The sequence below is a fragment of the uncultured Algoriphagus sp. genome, from assembly GCF_963974835.1.
GTDB lineage: Bacteria > Bacteroidota > Bacteroidia > Cytophagales > Cyclobacteriaceae > Algoriphagus.
Genome location: NZ_CAXBET010000009.1, coordinates 170,535 through 191,444, shown reverse-complemented (window position 1 = coordinate 191,444; position 20,910 = coordinate 170,535). Strand labels below are relative to the sequence as shown.

Below are 20,910 nucleotides of genomic sequence, written 5' to 3'. Positions count from 1 at the left end.
TTATATAAAAACGGGCTTAGGTCCGTTTTTTTTTAGCTTAACACGCTTTAAAATAGTAGTAAAGTGAATTGAAATAACTTTAAGATGAATAAGCTAATAGTTATTTTTTGTGTAGTGATCTTTGGATTAGCAGGATGTGAGGAAGAAAAACTTACCCGTGTAGAGTATTCGTTGGATGAAGTTCTTTTTGCTTGTGACAAGAGTGATAAGGCTGATTTTGTCTGGCTCGACCAATTTGTAGCTAAAGCAGAATCACAACCCTCAGGCTACTATGCTGTAGAATTGATGAAATATAAATCTTCGATCTATATACTGCTTCAGGATAATTTGAGCGCGAGTCCACCTGCAATTTACAATTGCGATGGAGATCTTGCATTAGCTGATTTAGGATTGACTTACAATGAGTTTATGGATGAATCTATCAAATTGAAATCGATATATTCAAAATAACAAAAAACCCGGATCCAACTCCGGGTTTTTTGTTATTGATTAAATCCTCTAAGCTTTATCTGTGTAAGCTTTCTTTTTGTGTCTAGCGGAAAATCACCTCGCATCATCCAATCATAGTATCCTGGCTCATCTTTTAATACCTGAGTAACTGGCGTACCTTTTTGCTTTCCGAAGTTGAAAACTTCTACACCCTCATTATTGAATACAAATCTGCCTGCAAGGTCTACCATTTTTTCATTGAGAAGATCATGAAGTTTTTTCATGTCATTTTCAATTACGCCCAATTTATTTCCTTGAAGGTCTTCCATTTCCTCACCCACATATCGTTCAATTTGTGCTCTGAATACGTCAAGTGTGGCTAAGGTATCCGCTTCAGCACTATGTGCGTTTTCAAGTGTACGCCCGCAATAAAATTTGTAGGCAGCAGTAAGATTTCTCTTTTCCATCATGAAAAAGATCTTCTGTGCATCAAGTAAATTTCTTTTATCCAGATCAAACTCGATTCCAGCCCGAAGAAATTCTTCTACCAGAAGTGGAATATCATACTTCAACACATTGAACCCGGCTAAATCCGATTGCCCGATAAACTGATAAATCTCCCTTGCCAATTCCTTGAATGTCCTTTCCTCTTTTACATCCTTATCATAAATGCCGTGGATAAGGGAGGATTCCAGCGGAATAGGAATGGTAGGGTTGATCTTTTTGGTATAGATTTCCTGTCCACCATCAGGCTTCACTTTCACAATGGAAATCTCTACAATCCGGTCAGTAGATATATTCACTCCAGTAGCTTCCAGATCAAAAAATGCTACAGAATTCTTCAGGTTTAATTTCATGAGTTTATAATTGATTTTATAAGTTACCCAGAACAATCGGGGCAAGCTATGGAATATCGCATGCTAATAATCATCCCCCTAAACGAGGGTAATTCATGCCGTATTTAAAGTTTATTTAAATTTAGCTTTAATCGGCTCAAGATCCATTTTATCATAGGATCCAGAACTCATCAAAAGTAAGTTGGAATTAGTATAATCTTGAGCCAAAAGAAACTCCTTCAGGCTTTTACTATCTGTAAATAATTTTAAGTCAGGCCTTTTGAATCCATTCCTCAAAGTATTCTCATCCATAAGCTCTAACTTTTTCAAAGCCACAGCATGAGGATCAAGATACACAATTGCTAAGTCAGCAGCTTCCATTGAGTGAGCATAGTTTGGTAAAAATTCCTTATTTAAGGAGGAGTAAGTATGCAACTCCTGAACAGCAATTAGTTTCCTGTCAGGAAACTGTGTCTTTACCGCTGCTACGGTTGCTTTGAGTTTTGATGGGGCGTGGGCAAAGTCTCTAAAAAGGCTTGAGTTGTCAGTTTGTACCAAAAGCTCCTGACGTTTTGCTGCGCCTTTAAATGACTGTATGCTTTCGTAAAACTGCTCCTTAGTCAATCCCAAAGCCAAGCAGATATCCATGGCACCTTGAAGATTTTGCAGATTGTGCTCTCCAAAAATATAAATTGGAATTAAACCATTATCCGTTTCCAGAAAGGTCTTTCCATCTTTGATAATTGCGGGATGAGCTTTATATGCAGTTTTCATTGCGGCAATACTTGCGCTCTCAGCAGCTTCCTTCACCAATGGATCAGCTTCACAATAAATCAATTCTCCGGAGTCAGGAGTCAAATTCATCAATTTGCTAAACTGCTTCTTGTAATCCTCAAAGTCAGGAAACACGTTAAAATGATCCCAGGCAATTCCACTCACTAGCACAATGTCATGTTTGTAGTGAAAGAACTTTGGCGTTCTGTCCAAGGGAGAAGTAAGGTATTCGTCACCTTCGATTATTATTACCGGAGCATCCGATAATTTTACCATCAAATCAAAACCTTCAATTTGAGCGCCTACCAAATAATCAAAATCCACATTTTGATCTTTTAGCACATGGAGAATCACAGAAGTAATGGAAGTCTTTCCATGTGAGCCTGCCACGACTACACGTTTTTTATTCTGGCTTTGATTATAGATAAATTCAGGAAATGAGTAAACAGGAATTCCAAGTTCCTGGGCTTTAACCAGCTCAGGATTATCAATTCGCGCATGCATGCCCAAGATTATCCCGTCTAATTCAGGGGTGATTTTCTCAGGAAACCATCCATACTCATCAGGCAAAATCCCAGCTTTCTCCAGTCTAGTCCGTGATGGTTCATAGATTTCATCATCTGAACCTGTGACTTGATAACCTTTCTCCACAAGTGCAAGAGCTAGGTTGTGCATCACAGCTCCTCCAATGGCTATAAAGTGATATTTATTCATTTGGATATAGAAAAGTTGGAATTCTGTCTCAAACTTAAAAATAATAATCGGCTGCTCAGGACCTTCTCAATTCTAATTCATAACATTTTCTCTGAGCGGTATAAGTTGCTACTATTTTTTAAGCCGATTAGTCAGCAAAATTTTATTTATAATGCCCTTTTACACATTTATTTCCATAACTATTGCTTAATAGTTCATAGATATTTCAGAATGGGTTATTAGTGAGAATTGTCTTTTGAGGCGTGATTATTGAGCCTTTGTATGTGTTGATAACTCTGGCAAAAGTTGTTTAAAACTCTTGTCTATTTCCCAATACATTTGTTCTATGTCCGAAAAAAGCAGCAATCCACGCATTACCCGCAATAAACCCACTCACCAAAATACCAATATGCTAGGTAAAATGCCTCCCCAAGCTATTGATCTTGAGGAAGCTGTACTCGGTGCTTTGATGCTGGAGAAAGACGCGCTTACCAACGTGATCGATATTTTGAAAGTGGAGAGCTTTTATAAAGATTCGCATCAGGTAATCTTTCAGGCTATTCTAGATCTTTTTACGGAAAGCCAGCCAATTGATTTGCTGACCGTTACTTCCCAGCTTCGCAAAAGTGGAAATTTGGAAATTGCAGGTGGTGCATTTTATGTGACCGAACTGACCTCAAAAGTAGCTTCTGCTGCAAATATCGAATATCACGCAAGGATAATCACTGAACAGTCTATCAAGCGGGAGATGATAAAGATTGCATCTGATATTCAAAGAGATGCCTACGAAGAAACTACTGACGTTTTTGAGTTGCTGGATAAAATGGAACAGAATCTATTTGAGATTTCAGAAAAAAACATCCGAAAGAATTACTCAGACATGAAATCCATCATGCGTGAGGCTATTATAGAATTGGAGGCGAGAAAAGGTCAGAAGGATGGTCTAACAGGAGTTCCTTCTGGATTGACTGCTTTGGATCGTGTGACTTCAGGATGGCAAAAATCAGATTTGGTAATTATTGCAGCACGTCCAGCGATGGGTAAGACAGCTTTCGTGCTTTCTGTGTTGAGAAATGCTGCTGTGGATCATAATCGTCCGGTTGCTATTTTCTCCCTGGAAATGTCCTCTGTTCAATTAGTGAATCGTCTGATATCTTCCGAAGCTGAGCTGGATTCTGAGAAAATTAAAAAAGGGTCTTTGGCTGAGCATGAATGGGCTCAGTTGGTTCATAAGACGGCAAAGCTTTCCAAGGCTCCACTTTTCGTAGACGATACACCAGCGCTTTCGATTCTGGAGCTTCGGGCAAAGTGTAGGAAACTCAAGGCTCAGCATGATATTCAGATGATCGTAATTGATTACTTGCAGCTGATGTCTGGAGATTCCAAAAGTGGAGGTGGAGGAAATCGGGAGCAGGAAATTGCGAGTATTTCCCGTGCTCTTAAGAAAATTGCCAAAGAACTGGAAGTGCCGGTAATTGCTCTTTCGCAACTTTCCAGGGCTGTGGAGACCAGAGGTGGAGATAAGAGACCGCAACTTTCCGATTTGAGGGAATCAGGAGCCATCGAGCAAGATGCCGATATGGTTATGTTCCTTTACCGTCCGGAATACTATGGCATCACCGAAGATGAGGATGGTAATTCCACCCAGGGAGTAGGAGAAGTAATTATTGCAAAGCACAGAAATGGTTCTTTGGATAATGTGAAGCTTCGGTTTATCGGTCGCTATACTAAATTTCAGGATTTGGATGGATTTGGCAATATGCAGGATCCTCAGGGCGGAAATGCTGTTTACCGTCCCACATTTGCAACTCAATCTAGTGGTATATCTGAGTTTGACTCTGGTAATACCATCAAGCTTCAGAGCAAGGCTAACAGCGATGACGGAGATGATTTATTAAATAGAAATAATTCAGAGGACGCTTTTTAACAGAATATGAAAGCAATTACTCTCAATAGCACTCAGCCGTCAAGATTATTACTGACAGAAGTTCAGACAAGAAGTTTGATGCCAGGAGAAGTTCGGGTGTTGATCAAGGCTGCGGCATTGAACCACCGGGATGAATGGTGTAGGCAAGGCCGCTATCCAAATATCAAAGACGGTGTTATTCTTGGTTCGGACGGAGCAGGAATAGTGAGTGAAATAGGAGAGGGAGTGGATTATTCCATTCTGCAAAAGGAAGTAATCATAAATCCAGCACTTAACTGGGGAGATAATCAAAAAGTCCAAAGTTCTTCATTTGAGATTTTAGGAATGCCCCGTAATGGTACGTTAGCGGAATCCGTGATTGTTCCAGTAGATAGACTTTTTGAAAGGCCTCAACATATGAGTTGGGAAGAATCAGCAGCGTTACCACTGGCTGGTCTGACAGCTTACCGGGCACTTACTTATCAGGGAAATATTCAATCTGGTGAAAATTTATTGGTCACTGGTTTTGGTGGAGGAGTAGCCCAATTTGCCGTTCAGTTTGGTATGGCGCTCGGCGCAAAAGTGTCAACAAGCAGTAGTAGTCCCGAGAAGCTGGAAATAGCTAAATCTTTGGGAGTATTACACACCTTTAACTATTTGGATCACAACTGGATATCAAAGGCTGTGGAAGAGACGAATGGCTTTGACTTAATCGTAGATGGAGCAGTAGGTGATACGTTAAATCATCTGATCCAAGTAGCAAAACCTGGAGGTAAAGTGGTGTATTATGGAGCAACATTAGGCAATCCCACAAAGCTGGAAGCTCGAAAAATCTTTTGGAATCAACTCAAAATCATAGGGACCACCATGGGGTCTGATCAGGATTTTAAAAATATGGTTTCTCTAGTAAATGAGAAGAAAATAAAGCCAATAATTGATCAGGTTTTTAAATTTGAAGATGCGGAAAAAGCGTTTGATAGAATGCGTGACGGAAAGCAAACTGGTAAAATTGTTTTGGTGCCTTAGACCAGTTTAAATTTCCACGTAAGTTTCTCCAAATTCTTTTTTTGCTATTCTATAGATCTCATCCTTCTCTGGAGGGACTACCAGCATATCTCCGGTTTTGACGATCATGGTAGCCTTCCATGGTGCCTGAAACTCCAAAACTTTTTTGGCACCCAAAGCTTCTAATTGGCTTTCAGAAACTTTTAATCCCAATACTTCGCCTTTTGGCTGATAGCTTCCCCAGCCTTTTTCAAGAGATTGGACAAGCGTATATTTCTTCTTGAAAGTAGACGCTTTTACAAGATAAAGTTCATTGGTACTAGTTTGATTTTCTACCAGCCAATCCCCTGACTCAGCCGTGTTTTGAGTCTCATCTCCATCAGATGTTTTTGTGACTACTAACAAACCAGGCTCTGCTTTCTTTGCGCGAACCAGACTTTTCTTTTTGTATTTTCTTCCGCTTTGTTCTAAGAGAGGGAGAAAGTGAGAGAGCATTTCTTGTTGGCTTATCATTGGGCAAAGGTGTCATGTAAATTATAATGAAGGTAAGAAAAGACCAAATAATCTAATTACCTATCATGTAAGTTCAAATGAGGATTTATTTTAAAAACTATTAATCCAAGTCATTTTCAAAGAGAAAATTCTGATACGCATTTTGTAATTCCTGTAAAGCTTTTGAATTATTTTGCTCTTTTGCCAAAGATATCCCACTTTCAAAAACCACTTTAGCCTGATCTATTTTACCCATTTCTGCAAAGAGATGAGCGGAAGGAAAATACGTAGCAAGATAATCGGGATGCTCAGAAAGCAGTTTAGAAAATAGCAAATACGACTCTTCAAAATCCGTTTCCCTAAACTCTATTGCCAACGCATACCAATTGAAAGGATTTTCCGGTTCTTCCTTGGTGAATTGTCTTAGTAGCTGTATCCTGTCCAGATTGCCCATCAATAGTTTTTTTAATTAAGACCTTACTGTTATTTTCACGGGAAATAAATCTAAACTAATCTAATCTAATACTAAACCAATGAAGATTCTTGTTTGTATCACTCACGTACCCGATACTACCTCCAAGATTCAGTTTACGGCCGACAATACCAAGTTTGATTCTACCGGAGTTCAATATATTATTGGCCCATATGATGATTATGCCTTGGCGCGTGCGGTTGAACTTAGAGATCAAGCGAGTGGAAAGTTAACTGTTTTGAATGTAGGAGAGGCTGATTCTGATCCGACTTTGAGAAAAGCTTTGGCTATTGGTGCTGATGAGGCTATCCGGGTGAATTCAGCTCCGAAGGATTCCTATTTTGTGGCACAGCAGATTGCACATTACGCCAAAGAGGGAAAATACGATCTGATCTTAATGGGAAGAGAGTCCATAGATTTCAATGGAGGGATGGTCCATGGAATGGTAGGCGAGTTACTTGGCATGCCTTCGTTTTCCCCGGTCATGAAGCTGGATGTGGACGGCTCTACTGTGAAAATGGCAAGAGAAATCGAAGGGGGAAAAGAAATGCTCGAAGCAAGTCTTCCTTTGATTGCAGGTTGCCAGGAACCAATTGCAGAATGGAAAATTCCAAATATGCGAGGAATCATGTCAGCCAGGACTAAACCGCTGAATGTAGTAGAACCCATCTCTCAGGATACTCAGGCTGAAGCAAGTAAATATGAGCTTCCTCCAGCTAAAGGAGCTGTAAAATTAGTAGATAAAGATAATGTAGCTGAGTTGGTGAAGCTTTTGAAAAACGAAGCTAAAGTACTTTAGTATAAACCCAATAACTTATTATAAATTAGTAAATTATGTCGATTTTAGTATATATAGAACAAGCTGAAGGTAAAGTAAAAAAGACCAGCCTAGAGGCAGTCTCTTTTGCACATGCTTTAGCTGGAAAAACTGGTGAAGGAGATGTGGTCGCTGTAGCTTTGGGAACAATTGATGCGGAAGAATTAGCTGCAGTAGGTAAAGCCGGAGCTTCCAAAGTGTTGCACTGTGCGGATAGTAAATTGGATGCAGGAGTAATCCAGGCACATGCTTCGGCAATAGCTCAGGCTTTTAATCAAATCGGATCAAAGACCTTGGTGCTGGCGAAATCCTCCCTGGGAGATTCTGTAGCTGCAAGACTTGCTATCAAGCTTAATGCAGGTTTGGTTTCCAACGTAGTAGAATTACCAAAAACTGATGGTGGATATGTAGTGAAGAGAAGTATTTATACAGGAAAGGCTTTTGCGGAAACTACTGTAACTACCGATAATAAAATCCTCGCACTTAAGAAAAATGCAATTGATTTGAAGCAGGATGGAGAGGACGCCCAAGTTGAGACCTTTGATGTATCGCTAAATGATGGGGATTTTGCCTCGAAAATTACGGCTACAGAACGTGCTACCGGAGATGTTTTACTTCCTGAAGCTGATATAGTTGTGTCAGGCGGAAGAGGATTGAAAGGTCCTGAGAACTGGGGAATGGTCGAGGAAATGGCCAAAATTCTTGGTGCTGCCACTGCCTGTTCCAAGCCTGTTTCTGATTTGGGATGGAGACCTCATCATGAGCACGTTGGGCAAACCGGTGTAAAAGTCGCTCCAACTTTATACATTGCGATAGGAATTTCAGGCGCTATTCAACATCTTGCAGGGGTCAATTCCTCAAAGTGTATCGTAGTAATTAATAAAGATCCAGATGCGCCTTTTTTCAAAGCTGCTGATTACGGAATCGTTGGTGACGCTTTTGAAATTGTACCTAAACTAAACGAAGCATTTAAAGCTGAATTATAAATTTTTGTGGAAAAACTCATAGAACTTGAGATTTTGGGACTATCGTCCAATCATTCCCAGTCAGGATCATTTACATTGGTGCTAGGGGAAGTTGGTGGGTCTAGACGTTTACCGATAGTAATTGGAATGTTTGAAGCTCAGGCGATAGCTCTGGAAATTGAAAAGATAGTGCCTAATCGTCCCATGACGCATGATTTGTTTAAATCATTTGCGGCTGGATTTGATTTTGACATCGAAAGAATTGTAATCACAGATATGAAAGAGGGGGTTTATTACGCAAAAATCCAGTGTAAAAGCGCTCAAATGGAAACTGACGTGGATGCGAGGCCTTCTGATGCAATAGCGATTGCTATACGTTTTGGAAGTCCAGTTTTCTGCACTGAAAAAGCGATGTCAGAAGGGGCAGTCGAGCATTATGAGGTAGAAAAGAAAGACGATAAGAACGAACCGAAATCTCCAAGTCAGAAATTTACCACTAAAAAAGAAGCCTCTTTGAAGGATTTTAGTTTAGACAAACTAAATCAGATGCTTGACAAAGCGATCAATAATGAGGATTATGAACGTGCAGCCCGGATTCGGGATGAAATCAATAAGAGAAACTGATAACATAAAAGGCCCGGGCTAGCTCGGGCTTTTTTGTGTCTTATTGAGTCCAAGTCAATTGATGTGAACTACAGATCTTAATTCAGATCACCACGACTGCTCACTTTTTAACCTTTAACTCTCATTTAAACCCCCAATCATCTAACTCATGATTGTTTTATGCACCTGCGTTCCTTATTTTTAGGCCTTATCTGCAATAATTACTGAATGGATTACTTAAGAGGAGTCTTTGGTTTGGCCGTCATCGTTTTGGTGGCTTTTATTTTTTCAAGTAACAAGAAAAGAATAGACTGGAGATTAGTAGGGATAGGGATTTTATTACAATTGGTTTTTGGGTTTTTAATCACCCAAGTTCCTATCGTAGAAAGTGCGTTTGCGATGGTTAGTCGTGGCTTTGTAAAGTTTCTTAGCTTTAGTCGGGATGGAGCGGCATTTATTTTTGGTGATTTGGCTGGAGATAGCTATGGTTTCATTTTCGCTTTCCAGGTTCTACCTACAATTATCTTCTTTTCTACGGTTTCGGCAGGATTATATTATCTGGGAATACTTCAGAAAGTAGTTTTCGGCATAGCCTGGGTTATGGCGAGAACAATGAGACTTTCAGGTCCAGAAAGCTTATCAGCAGCTGGAAATATCTTCTTAGGACAAACTGAAGCGCCACTCTTGGTTCGCCCTTTTATCCCTAAGATGAGTAAATCAGAACTGATGTGCCTGATGACAGGAGGAATGGCGACCATCGCAGGGGGAGTTTTGGCCGGCTATGTAGCCTTTCTGGGTGGTGATAGTTTGGAAGAACAAAGTAGGTTTGCTGCATATCTTCTTGGGGCAAGTATCATGAATGCGCCGGCAGCTATAGTGATGTCTAAGATGTTTATCCCTGAAGTGGAAAAGGAATTGGTTCAAGATAAATTGGAAGTAAACGAAGAAGCGATGGGTGTGAACCTCATCGATGCGATGTCCATAGGCGCTTCCGAAGGTTTGAAATTAGCGCTAAATGTAGGAGCAATGCTCTTGGCATTTATCGCTGTGATAGCCGCTCTAAATTACCTTCTAATGGGCTTATTCGGTGAATTTACAGGGCTTAATGAATTTGTAGTAAACAGCACTAGAGGCCAGTTTAAGGGCTTTTCTTTGGAATACCTTTTTGGCCAAGTCTTTCGGGTATTTGCCTGGGTGATAGGAGTGGATTGGGTGGATACCCTTCAAGTTGGTAGTTTGCTGGGACAGAAAACAGTGATTAACGAATTTGTAGCTTATTTGAGTCTCTCCGAGATGAAGGAAATGGGAAGCCTTAGTCCCAAGTCGATTGTGATCGCGACTTATGCGCTTTGCGGCTTCTCTAACTTTAGCTCAATAGCAATTCAGTTGGGAGGGATTGCGATCATCGCTCCAAATCAACAAGCAAATATTAGCCGTTTGGGTCTGAAGTCGTTGCTTGCGGCTTCGCTTGCTTGCCTGATGACCGCGACGATTGCTGGGATGTTGTTTGGGTAGTTTTTTAGTGTCAAGTAGCAAGATGTTAGATATAAGACTTTAGAACCAAGAAATGAACGGTATGAGTTGGCTAAAAGAAATAAAAGAGTTCAAATCGTATTTAGAATTTCATCAGTTTGTCAAATATTTAGATGATAGGTTGGCTGAGAAGGAATTAAATGAAATTGAACCAAAAGTTTACTTTCACGGCAAAAGCCAACTTAGTTTAGATGAGGATAGATGGTTCCAAGCTAATTCGAGCCTAGATGTATGGAGACTCGTTCCTCCTGACTTTCCTTTCAAAGGTCTTTTTGAGAGGGTACATAATCCATTTGAATAATTAGAATTATTAGTCCTATTTTGGAGGAGTTTAAGGATAGCTATTTCTATTTACCGATCGTGCCTTTGGCACTCCGAATCTTTTATTGATTTGATTAAACCCCGAATTCCGCTTCACTGGATTTAGGGCTTTTAATGGAATTGCCTTTGGCAATTTTCCAGAATCCAACTTCTTATAAAACACTAAAGCTAAATTGGAAAAGAGGTTGGGTTTATTGGGCTGAAGGCACAACCTGTAAAAGCCCAGATTGAAATTCTGGGTTATAAATTATCCAAAGATCCTCCTGAGTGCCAAAGGGACGAACCGTAAAACAGTCTATAATCCATAAAAAGAGGCGGTAAATTGAATCCATCAGGATCCAACTTACCACCTCTCACTTTTTATCTCTTACAGAAATTAAAACTTACAAGCAAAAGGACTTACTTATCCCCGTATAGCTTTTTACCTGCTTCCTCGTACTTATCACCTGCAACCCACATTGGTTGGTTTTCGGCGTTGGCGATATTTTGCGCAGCAAGGATAAATGATTTCCAATAAAGCGTCACATAATCCAAATCCATGGAATCCACATGGTCACCAGCTTTGTGATAGTATTTGTTGATCTCATCATCAAAAGCTGTGAACCCAAGGCTGAAAGTAGGAGCAGGGATCCCTTCTTTGGCGAAATTTACGTTATCTGATCGGTCGTAAAGTCCTTGCTCTGGAGCTGGATCTGCGATGGCTTTCAAACCAAAATCTGCAACAGCCTCAGAAACTAAGTCATCTGCGGTAGTTCTGCCCAATCCGATCACAGTAATTACTGAGGTATCATTGTAGCCCGCACCGTCAATGTTGAGATTGTAAATGATTTTATCCAAAGGAATCAATGGGTTTTCTGCAAAATATGCTGAGCCTAAAAGCCCTTTTTCCTCTGCAGTCCAGAGTGCTAAAAGGATAGATCTTTTTGGAGGGTTTTTAGCAAAGAATTTAGCTGCATTCATCACAGCTACCGTACCTACAGCATTATCACGAGTACCGTTGTAGATGGAATCGCCACTTGCATCTGGTGTTCCAATTCCAACGTGATCGTAATGCGCAGATAGCATTACAAATTCATCTTTCAGCGTTTTGTCTGATCCTTCAATCCAGGCGAGTACATTTTTACCTTCCACAGGAGTGTTATTCTTGCCTTCTACTAAAAGATTTGCCTCAACTTTTCCTGCAGTCAATTGATTTTTAAGCATGTTTTTCACATCCTCGATCCAAATGTATGGCATTTTGCTTGATTCGCCATTATCTATGACCATCTGACTTCGATTGAGGTAGTTGACAATTAATGGCCAAGGAATAGATGGAATATTGAAGCGCTCAATGACTCCAATCGCCCCAGCAGCTTCGGCAAGTTTAGCTTTCTCGCTACCTAAGGCAAACAAATCAGCGGGACTCATACGATCTGGAGCGCCTACATTAGTCAGTAGGATTTTGCCTTTCAGGTCTTTCCCCTCCAAATCGTCGGCAAGTCCAAAACCAACGTCCACTAACTCGTATTTCCCGGAAATCGCATCACCATTGATGACAAGCATGTTTTTACCTTGGGAATAAACCGAATCTTTCAATTTGATTTCGCCTTTGCTTGGAGGAGAAGACATCATGAAAGGAATATTTTGGAAATAGCCATCGCCACCGGATAATGGTTTAGCACCTGCAGCTTCAAGTTGCTTAGCTATAAAATTATAGGCCAAAGCCATCTCTGGAGCTCCAGGGTCTCTTCCTTTCAATTCATCAGAAGCGAGATAGGTTAATTCAGCAACAGCAGCTTTTTCATTGAATTTTTTATCAATTTTCTTTTGTTGAGCTTCTGCTACAAAAGACACAGAAAGTAAAAGGCTAAGGCCTAAAAGTGATTTGTTCATAGGGTTAATTTAATGTGCTTTCTAAAGTAATTCAATTTTAGGAAAAGGAGGCTGTTCACCTTATAAATCAAGTTCTCGCCAGCCCAGATCTGTAATTGTTTTTTGGAAATGGGTTGGAAGTTCTGCCATAACTGAGATTCTATCTTTGGTAACTGGATGAGTGAATTCTAATTTTCTGGCATGCAAAAGTAGGTTCATCATCCTAAATTGTTTCTCGAAAAACTGGTTTTGCTTGTTGTCGCCGTGCTTTTTATCTCCCAAAATATAATGTCGAATATGAGCCAGGTGACGTCGGAGTTGATGCGTGCGGCCGGTTTCAGGTTTCAATTCCAATAACGCATATCGACTGGTGGGATATCTTCCTGTGGTATCAAAAGGTATTTCTGTTTCTGCTACAACTTTGTAATGAGTTTGAGCTTCCTGAAGCTTGTTAGAGCGCTCGCTTGTCAACGGATGATCAATCAAATCTGATTTTATGGTAGGAATCCCACGTACAATTGCCAGGTAAGTTTTTTGAACTGATCGATCAGCAAACTGCTCTTTCAAAATGGGCAGAATTTCTTCCTTTTTTGAGAAAAGCAAAACCCCACTGGTCGGTCTGTCGAGTCTATGAACTGGATACACATGTTGACCAATCTGATCGCGAAGCATTTGCAAAGCAAATACCGTTTCCTCCGCTGCGATGGAAGTTCTGTGAACTAGCAAACCAGCCGGTTTATTAATGGCAATAAGGTATTCGTCTTCAAAGAGGATTTCTAACACAGGGGAATTTAAAATGAATGAATGAAGAATTTAAAATAATGGCTATCTGAATGTAATGATTGAGGTTCAGGTTTAGCTATTCCCCCTTTTAAAGGGGGGTAGGGGGATTTTTATTAGGTAAAAAGAGGCTAATGAATTGAACCAAAATTTTCAACTATCACTAGCGCCGTAAATCCTAAATCGTAAATCCTAAATCGTAAATCTTAAAATATCGTCCCTGATCCTATACTTTCCTCTCCATCATACCAGGCTACAAACTGGCCAGAAGCTACTCCTTTTTGAGGTTGATCGAAGATGACATAGAGGCCATTTTCTTTTTGAATCAAGGTGGCTCCGCTTAACGGTTGACGATAGCGAATGCGGGCATCATACCTTCTTGTCTCACCAACGTTTAGCTTCAAGTCCTGACGAATCCAGTGTATATCTTCAGTTTTGACAAACAGACCATCACGAAGAAGCCCAGGATGTGTTTCTCCCAAGCCTGTGTAAATCACATTTTCTTGCGTGTCCGTAGAAATCACAAACAAAGGCTTTCCTGTGCCACCTACATGTAGCCCTTTTCTTTGGCCAACTGTGAAATAGTGGGCACCGTTATGTTCACCCAAAACTTTGCCTTGATCTTGAGTATAGTGAGTAGGAAGAGAAATCGCATCCAAGGTTTCCTGATCGTAGTCTTCTGGTGCAATTCCAGCAGGAATTAGCTGTTTTTTATAGATTGCCAAGTCCTCAGGAATTTGGATAATTTTTCCTTTTTTTGGTTTTAGTTGCTGCTGTAAAAAGTCCGGTAATCTGACTTTTCCAATAAAACATAATCCTTGACTGTCTTTTTTATCAGCAGTGATCAAGTCCATTTCTTTGGCTTTTGCTCGTACATCAGGCTTTTGCATATGGCCGATAGGGAAGAGTGCTTTGGCTAACTGACTTTGGTTCAATTGGCACAGAAAATAACTCTGATCCTTATTGGGATCGGCTCCTGCAAGCAGCTGATAGGCTGTTTTTCCATCAGCTCCTATGGTTTCGCCTTTCTGGCAATAGTGACCAGTAGCCACGAAATCAGCCTTAAGCTTTTCTGCTGCTTTTAGAAAAATATCGAATTTGATTTCTCTATTGCAAAGAATATCAGGATTGGGAGTTCTGCCGGCTTTATATTCTGCAAACATGTAATCCACAATTCTATCCTTGTACTCTTCACTGAGGTCAATCGCTTGAAATGGAATTCCTAATTTCTCTGCCACAAGCATTGCATCTGTGGAATCTTCCATCCATGGACATTCATTGGAAATTGTGACAGATTCATCGTGCCAGTTCTTCATGAACATACCGATGACTTCGTAGCCTTGCTCGATGAGTAGGTGAGCGGCGACGGAACTATCGACCCCTCCGGAGAGGCCGACTACTACTCTTGGTCTTGTCTTCATGCGCTGTAATAAGTAATGGATTCAAGGTCCATTAGGTTACAATGAGTGTAGAACAACATTTAATTAGAAAATGGTTCTGCTTCGCGCAAAGTTAAGGGAAATCTACTGTTCTCTGATTTGTTTAAAGTACTCAAACAAAAAAGTCGTTCGTGATGATACGAACGACGGCAAGAGAAATGTAATGAGCAAAGATTTTATAACGATCCTGATGACTTGAACGGTGGGTTAGCTGATTTTAATTAGAGACGCTAGGCTGATATTTGCCATATACAGCATCTTTAAACTTCTTATGAAGCTTGATCTGATCGTAAGGAAAAAGCTGGACGAACAGGACAGCTGTGATTTCATTCACTGGATCCACCCAGAACAGTGTACTGGCAGCCCCATCCCAAAAGAATTCACCAACCGTCCCATTAGTCTCCGCGGCACTTTTTGGCGGTGCAACTCGTACTGCGAAGTCAATTCCAAACCCTACATTCCCCTTGCTTGGAAGCCAGGATCTTTCGGTAACTGAATCAGGAAGTTGATTTGTGCTCATTAGTTCTACCGTTTCTGGTTTGAGGATTCTAGCACCCCCAAATTCTCCTTTGCGAACCAACATTCTGGCAAAAGTCATGTAATCATCCAAAGTAGAAGTAAATCCAAATCCACCTGGAGTAAGAGGCCATTCATTTATATTGAATTTATGAGCTTCCTCATTTGGCATTTGCTCCAGCTGACCTTCACCGGTTCTTCTGTAGGAAGCAGACATTCTTGCTCTGTCCGATTCAGGAACGAAATATCTTGTGTCGTTCATTTTAAGTGGATCAAGAACATGAGTTTGTACATATTCTTTATAGGGAACTCCAGCTATTCTTTCTACCAAAAAAGCTTGAACATCTACGGATTGACCATATTCCCATTGAGTTCCTGGCTGGAACCAAAGCGGTATTTCACCGATTCTTTTGGCCATTGCGTTCAAATCGATTTCAAAACTTCTTGGGTCTTTTTCTGCCAAAATCTCACTCAAACCAGGAATATCAGCTCGGTTTGGAAAGCCAGCTGTATGACGGGTGATATCACGGATAGTAACTGGTCTGGCTGCATCTACTAGTTTGATGTTTCCATTTTCATCTACACCGTCATACACTTTCATATCAGCAAACTCAGGTGCGTACTTTGAAAGCGGATCATCCAACTGGAATTTACCCTCTTCGTAAAGTGTCATTAATGCCGTGCCAGTGATCGGCTTAGTCATGGAATAGATCTGCACAATCGTATTTCTATCCATTTTTACCTGATTTTCCCGATCCGCATAGCCAAATGCATTGTAATAAACCTCCTGGTCTTTTTCAAAAATCAAGGCAGAGACTCCGGCTAGATTCCCGCTTTCTACGAAGCTGGATAGGGTAGAGTCAATTCTTGCCCGGATTTTCTCATTTACTAGGAGAGTTTCAGTGGTATCTTCTGTCTGCTTTTTCTCACAACTTGAAAAAATTAAGATCGCAAAGGCATAGAGGAATAGATGTTTCATAGGTTTGGATTTTGGGATTAGGTAATTGATTGTTTAAATCCAATCAGATAGAAAAATACGAAAAAACAAACGGCAGACGAAACAGTAATTAATAGCTGTTGATTTTGCTCAGGCTGATAAAAACACGTTTATCCAAGGAGTGAGAATGTAAGGCGTTGCGCTTTCATACTGGGATTATGAGTTAAGTCAAAATCTTACAACTTAAAATCCTCTTCCCAGAACTTGAAACCGCCTTTGAAGGCATTTTCATTTGTACCCAATCTACATCCCTCAGGAATTGTCGTTAATAATTTTGAATTTCCACCGCCTAATAAAACGTCATCAGGTTGAAATGCTGCTCTGAAATATTCCACGGTTTTTAGCACGTTTTTCTCCCATCGTTTAGATCCGCTCTTCGTCAGATACTCTTTTCCAACATATTCTTCGAAGGTCTTTTTCTTAAAAGGAAGATGTCCGCCTTCTAAGGGTAAAATCGTATTGTGAATGACCATGGCGGTGCCTAATCCAGTTCCGAAGCCTAAGAAGAGCAACTTTTTACCTTCGTAACTACCAAGAGCCTGCATGGCTGCATCATTTATAAATTTAATAGGGCAGTTAAATGCGGCCTGAAAGTCAAATTTGTTCCAGCCCTCTCCAAGGTTTACTGGATCGGATACTATTCTGTTTTCTTTGACTACTCCCGGGAAACCCATTGTGATCCTGTCATATTCCCATTCTGAAGCGTTTTCTTTAACCAGTTCCACCATTTGTTCAGGAGAAAAATCGGAGCCTGAAGGGATTTTTATTCTTTCTTCTGCACCTGTAGCCAGGATTTTTACATTTGAGCCCCCGATATCTATGACCAGAATTTTCTTTTTGTTTTTTTCCATCGATTGAAACTAAATAGAAATGTTTACTTACAGAAGAAGAAATTGATTCAATTCAGAATTTTGACTAAAATTAGCATGCAGATAATGCAATCTTAATTTTGGGATGAAATGATTTTTCTTTTGTCAAATGCTATGATCTCGCATTTCTTACTTTAAATTACAAGGAATACCAGCAACCCAGATAACCCAAATCATTTTTATATCAGCAATGATTTGATCGTTTTTGAAGTAAAATTACCAACCTAGCCTATGTCTATTAAAGTTGCTATCCGGCACTATACGAAATACGAGTACGACAAACATATAAGTTTAAGCCCGCAAGTAATCAGGCTCAGGCCTGCTCCACATTCCCGGACCTACATCAAAGGATACTCGCTCAATGTAATGCCTGAAGATCACTTTATTAATTGGCAGCAGGATCCTTTTGGTAACTATCTGGCAAGAATTGTATTTCCTGAAAAAGTAAAATATTTTGAGATTGATGTGGAAGTGATCGCTGATATGGTGGTGATTAATCCTTTTGATTTTTTTGTAGAAGATTATGCTGATAAGTTTCCATTTGAATACGACGAAAGCTTAAAGACGCAGCTTGGGCCATATTTGGAGATTAAAGAGTCTGATCCACTATTGATGAAACTGGTGGAGAAGGCTAAGTCACTTATCAGGAAGGATATCATTACGGTTGATTATTTGGTAGCTATCAATGCTATGATCAATCAGGAGCTACGCTACAATGTGCGAATGGAACCGGGAGTTCAGTCCTGTGAGGAGACGCTAACTATTGGTTCCGGTTCGTGTAGAGACTTTGCCTGGCTACTTGTACAGGTTTTGCGTCATGTAGGATTGGCCTCAAGGTTTGCTTCGGGATATCTGGTTCAATTAAAATCAGATGAAAAGTCCCTCGATGGTCCCTCAGGTCCGGAAGAAGACTTTACCGATCTCCACGCATGGACGGAGGTTTATGTGCCGGGAGCAGGTTGGATTGGATTGGATTCAACATCTGGTTTGTTTGCAGGGGAAGGGCATATTCCATTAGCTTGTACACCAAGCCCGCAGGATGCTGCACCAATTTCTGGCATGGCTGAACCTGCAGAGACTGAATTTTTCTTTAAAAATGAAATTACTAGAATAGAAGAAACCCCACGCGTAACCAAGCCATATTCAGAAGAGCAATGGGAGAAGATTTTGTCTGTTGGTGACACAGTCGATGAGGATTTGGAGGCAAATGATGTACGGCTGACTATGGGGGGTGAGCCTACCTTTGTTTCAGTGGATAATCAGGAAGCCGCAGAATGGAATACCGATGCCGATGGAGAGCATAAGCGAAGTCTTTCCAACATTCTTTTTCATAAGTTAAAAGGGGAATTTGGTGCTGGTGCACTGATGCAGTACGGACAGGGGAAATGGTATCCAGGTGAGCCTTTGCCTCGCTGGAAATTGGCTTGTTTCTGGAGAAAAGATGGCGTTCCAATGTGGCATAATGATGCTTTGATGGCAGATTTATCAAAAGATTATAAATTGACACACAGGAAGTCAAAGAGTTTCATCGATAATTTGGTTAAACAGCTTAATGTAGATCCTCTCAATATTACTCCACTTTATGAAGATCCGTTTTATTTCATTTGGCAGGAAGGCAAAGTCCCAGTCAATATCAATCCGGCAAAATATAATCTTAAATCCTCACTTGAACGTCAGAAACTAGCCAAGCTCCTTAAAAAGGGCTTGGGCAAACCAGTGGGGTATTCTATCCCCCTAGAATGGGAATATCAAGAAAACAGATGGCAAAGTTGCCGCTGGAAATTCCGTTCCAAAGAGCTTTACTTAGTTCCTGGGAATTCTCCTGCCGGATTAAGACTTCCCTTGGATTCGATAGAATATACAGCTCCAAAAGACGAGCCGCTCAAGCCGGAGAATGACTTATTTGCAGAAGTAGGGAAGCTTCCTTCAAATAGACGTACAAACTCTGCTAAATTAAAGCCTATTAATTCCAAACGAATTTTCAAGACAACCTTGGTTGCTGAAGTAAGGGAAGGGAAACTTTTTGTGTTTTTGCCTCCTGTATCCTACATAGAACATTACCTGGATTTGGTTAGCGCTATAGAAAGGGCTGCCCAAAAACTTAAAGTTCCGATTTTGATAGAAGGATATGATCCTCCTGCTGATAAGCGAATTGAAAAGATGATGATCACCCCAGATCCTGGGGTGATTGAAGTCAATGTGCAACCTGCGAAATCATGGAAGGAGATTACTCACAATTATGGAGTACTCTACGAGAAAGCACGTGAGTCCCGCCTTATCAGTGAGAAATTCAACGTGGATGGAAAGCATACGGGGACTGGTGGAGGAAATCACATTACACTAGGAGGGTCATCTCCAGAAAATAGTCCTTTGCTTAGAAGGCCTGATGTGCTAAAGAGTTTTATTACTTATTGGCAGCATCATCCAGCGCTATCCTATTTATTTTCTACTCAGTTTATAGGGCCAACAAGTCAGGCTCCTAGAGTGGATGAGGGGAGAGACGATATGCTTTATGAGTTGGAATTAGCATTTCAGCAGGTTCCAAACGGCTCTGAAAATGAGATTCCATTCTGGATGGTAGATCGGATCTTCAGAAATCTACTCGTAGATATTACAGGAAATACACATAGGGCTGAGTTTTGCATAGATAAGTTGTTTTCACCTGATTCCAGCAGCGGTCGCTTAGGAATTTTGGAATTTCGGGGCTTTGATATGCCGCCTCATTATAGAATGAGTATGGTGCAGTTGCTACTTATCAGAGCATTGATGAGCTGGTTTTGGAAGCAGCCATACGATCATAAGCTCGTAAGATGGGGTACTTCCCTGCACGATAAGTTCCTCCTGCCGCACTACTGCGAAAAGGATATGATGGAAGTAGTAAATGATTTGAAAGGTGCTGGCTATGATTTTGACATCGCTTGGTTTGATCCTTTCTTCTCGTTCCGTTTTCCTTTTATTGGCGAGCTTCAAGTTGATGATATTCATATAGATATAAAAATGGCAATTGAACCATGGCATGTATTGGGAGAGGAGATGTCCAGTTCAGGTACAGCACGCTATGTAGATTCATCGTTGGAGAGACTTCAGGTTAAAATTTCTGGTTTGACCGATTCCAGATATCATTTATTGTGTAACGGTTATAGAATACCACTGAAAAATACAGGGGTACAAGGAGAATATGTTGCTGGGATTCGATACAGAGCGTGGCAGCCATTTTCTGCCTTACATCCAACTATTGGAATTGATACCCCTTTGGTGATCGATCTGTATGATACCTGGACAAAGAAATCGGTGGCTGCATGTCAATATCATGTAGTTCATCCAGGAGGTCGCAGCTATGAAAATTTCCCTATCAACAGCAATGAAGCTGAATCCAGAAGGATATCTAGGTTTTTCGACTTTGGTCACACGATTACACCAGCGAGCACTTCGACTGCAACAATACAGGACGAACATAAATCAGGTAGATATATAACTAAAATAAATGCCCAGAATAATTATGAAGCGACAGAGGAGATTATAAACCCCGAGTTTCCATACACCATGGATCTCCGCAGATACAAAAAACGATAATTGTTTATTATTTCAATCGTAATTAGTTCAATTTTGGGG

The 20,910-nt window shown here is 40.5% G+C and carries 18 protein-coding genes; 9 read left to right on the top strand and 9 right to left on the bottom strand.

What is annotated here, in order from left to right; all coding sequences use genetic code 11:
* Positions 1-84 precede the first annotated feature (84 nt).
* On the top strand, positions 85-450 hold the full coding sequence (locus AACZ73_RS16930) for a hypothetical protein (protein WP_339879678.1): 366 nt from the start codon (positions 85-87) through the stop codon (positions 448-450).
* A gap of 32 nt (positions 451-482) precedes the next feature.
* Here the strand turns inward: AACZ73_RS16930 and AACZ73_RS16925 are convergent, their stop codons facing one another.
* Together AACZ73_RS16925 and AACZ73_RS16920 are read right to left on the bottom strand one after the other, a co-directional pair.
* The gene (locus tag AACZ73_RS16925) at positions 483-1,286 is read right to left on the bottom strand and encodes an exonuclease domain-containing protein (protein WP_339879676.1); all 804 of its coding nucleotides are present in this window, start codon (positions 1,284-1,286) and stop codon (positions 483-485) included.
* 111 nt (positions 1,287-1,397) lie between these two features.
* Positions 1,398-2,753: a Mur ligase domain-containing protein gene (locus tag AACZ73_RS16920; protein WP_339879674.1), complete on the bottom strand. Its 1,356-nt coding sequence runs from the start codon at positions 2,751-2,753 to the stop codon at positions 1,398-1,400.
* A 325-nt stretch (positions 2,754-3,078) separates the two neighbouring features.
* Here AACZ73_RS16920 and dnaB point away from each other — a divergent pair, with 325 nt between their 5' ends.
* Positions 3,079-4,659, top strand: coding sequence for a replicative DNA helicase (dnaB, locus tag AACZ73_RS16915; RefSeq protein WP_339879673.1), 1,581 nt, complete (start codon positions 3,079-3,081; stop codon positions 4,657-4,659).
* 6 nt (positions 4,660-4,665) lie between these two features.
* A complete protein-coding gene (locus AACZ73_RS16910; RefSeq protein ID WP_339879671.1) occupies positions 4,666-5,664 on the top strand; it encodes a zinc-binding dehydrogenase in 999 nt (332 codons plus the stop codon).
* 6 nt (positions 5,665-5,670) lie between these two features.
* Here the strand turns inward: AACZ73_RS16910 and AACZ73_RS16905 are convergent, their stop codons facing one another.
* Positions 5,671-6,156, bottom strand: a complete 486-nt coding sequence (locus AACZ73_RS16905) for a hypothetical protein (RefSeq protein WP_339879670.1) — start codon at positions 6,154-6,156, stop codon at positions 5,671-5,673.
* A gap of 100 nt (positions 6,157-6,256) precedes the next feature.
* Complete coding sequence (locus tag AACZ73_RS16900; protein ID WP_339879668.1) at positions 6,257-6,589, bottom strand: tetratricopeptide repeat protein; 333 nt, start codon at positions 6,587-6,589, stop codon at positions 6,257-6,259.
* A 79-nt stretch (positions 6,590-6,668) separates the two neighbouring features.
* Here AACZ73_RS16900 and AACZ73_RS16895 point away from each other — a divergent pair, with 79 nt between their 5' ends.
* The 5 genes from AACZ73_RS16895 to AACZ73_RS16875 all read left to right on the top strand — a co-directional run bounded on the left by AACZ73_RS16895 (position 6,669) and on the right by AACZ73_RS16875 (position 10,826).
* On the top strand, positions 6,669-7,406 hold the full coding sequence (locus AACZ73_RS16895; protein ID WP_339879666.1) for an electron transfer flavoprotein subunit beta/FixA family protein: 738 nt from the start codon (positions 6,669-6,671) through the stop codon (positions 7,404-7,406).
* A gap of 35 nt (positions 7,407-7,441) precedes the next feature.
* A complete protein-coding gene (locus tag AACZ73_RS16890; RefSeq protein WP_339879664.1) occupies positions 7,442-8,410 on the top strand; it encodes an electron transfer flavoprotein subunit alpha/FixB family protein in 969 nt (322 codons plus the stop codon).
* A 6-nt stretch (positions 8,411-8,416) separates the two neighbouring features.
* A complete protein-coding gene (locus AACZ73_RS16885) occupies positions 8,417-9,013 on the top strand; it encodes a bifunctional nuclease family protein (RefSeq protein ID WP_339879662.1) in 597 nt (198 codons plus the stop codon).
* 207 nt (positions 9,014-9,220) lie between these two features.
* On the top strand, positions 9,221-10,507 hold the full coding sequence (locus AACZ73_RS16880) for a nucleoside transporter C-terminal domain-containing protein (RefSeq protein ID WP_339879660.1): 1,287 nt from the start codon (positions 9,221-9,223) through the stop codon (positions 10,505-10,507).
* A 61-nt stretch (positions 10,508-10,568) separates the two neighbouring features.
* Positions 10,569-10,826 (top strand): hypothetical protein, encoded by a 258-nt coding sequence (locus AACZ73_RS16875; protein ID WP_339879659.1) that lies wholly within the window; start codon positions 10,569-10,571, stop codon positions 10,824-10,826.
* Positions 10,827-11,245: 419 nt separating this feature from the next.
* Here AACZ73_RS16875 and AACZ73_RS16870 read toward each other — a convergent pair whose 3' ends face one another.
* From AACZ73_RS16870 to AACZ73_RS16850, 5 genes are all read right to left on the bottom strand, one after another.
* Positions 11,246-12,718: a M28 family peptidase gene (locus AACZ73_RS16870; RefSeq protein ID WP_339879657.1), complete on the bottom strand. Its 1,473-nt coding sequence runs from the start codon at positions 12,716-12,718 to the stop codon at positions 11,246-11,248.
* Positions 12,719-12,778: 60 nt separating this feature from the next.
* Positions 12,779-13,480, bottom strand: a complete 702-nt coding sequence (locus AACZ73_RS16865; RefSeq protein WP_339879655.1) for a pseudouridine synthase — start codon at positions 13,478-13,480, stop codon at positions 12,779-12,781.
* 203 nt (positions 13,481-13,683) lie between these two features.
* Positions 13,684-14,898, bottom strand: coding sequence for a tRNA 2-thiouridine(34) synthase MnmA (gene mnmA, locus AACZ73_RS16860; RefSeq protein ID WP_339879653.1), 1,215 nt, complete (start codon positions 14,896-14,898; stop codon positions 13,684-13,686).
* 235 nt (positions 14,899-15,133) lie between these two features.
* Entirely contained in the window at positions 15,134-16,411 is a 1,278-nt protein-coding gene (locus AACZ73_RS16855; RefSeq protein ID WP_339879651.1) for a serine hydrolase domain-containing protein, read from the bottom strand.
* Between the two features lie 194 nt (positions 16,412-16,605).
* Complete coding sequence (locus tag AACZ73_RS16850; RefSeq protein WP_339879649.1) at positions 16,606-17,280, bottom strand: ROK family protein; 675 nt, start codon at positions 17,278-17,280, stop codon at positions 16,606-16,608.
* Between the two features lie 249 nt (positions 17,281-17,529).
* Here AACZ73_RS16850 and AACZ73_RS16845 point away from each other — a divergent pair, with 249 nt between their 5' ends.
* Positions 17,530-20,871, top strand: a complete 3,342-nt coding sequence (locus AACZ73_RS16845; protein ID WP_339879647.1) for a transglutaminase family protein — start codon at positions 17,530-17,532, stop codon at positions 20,869-20,871.
* Positions 20,872-20,910: the final 39 nt, after the last annotated feature.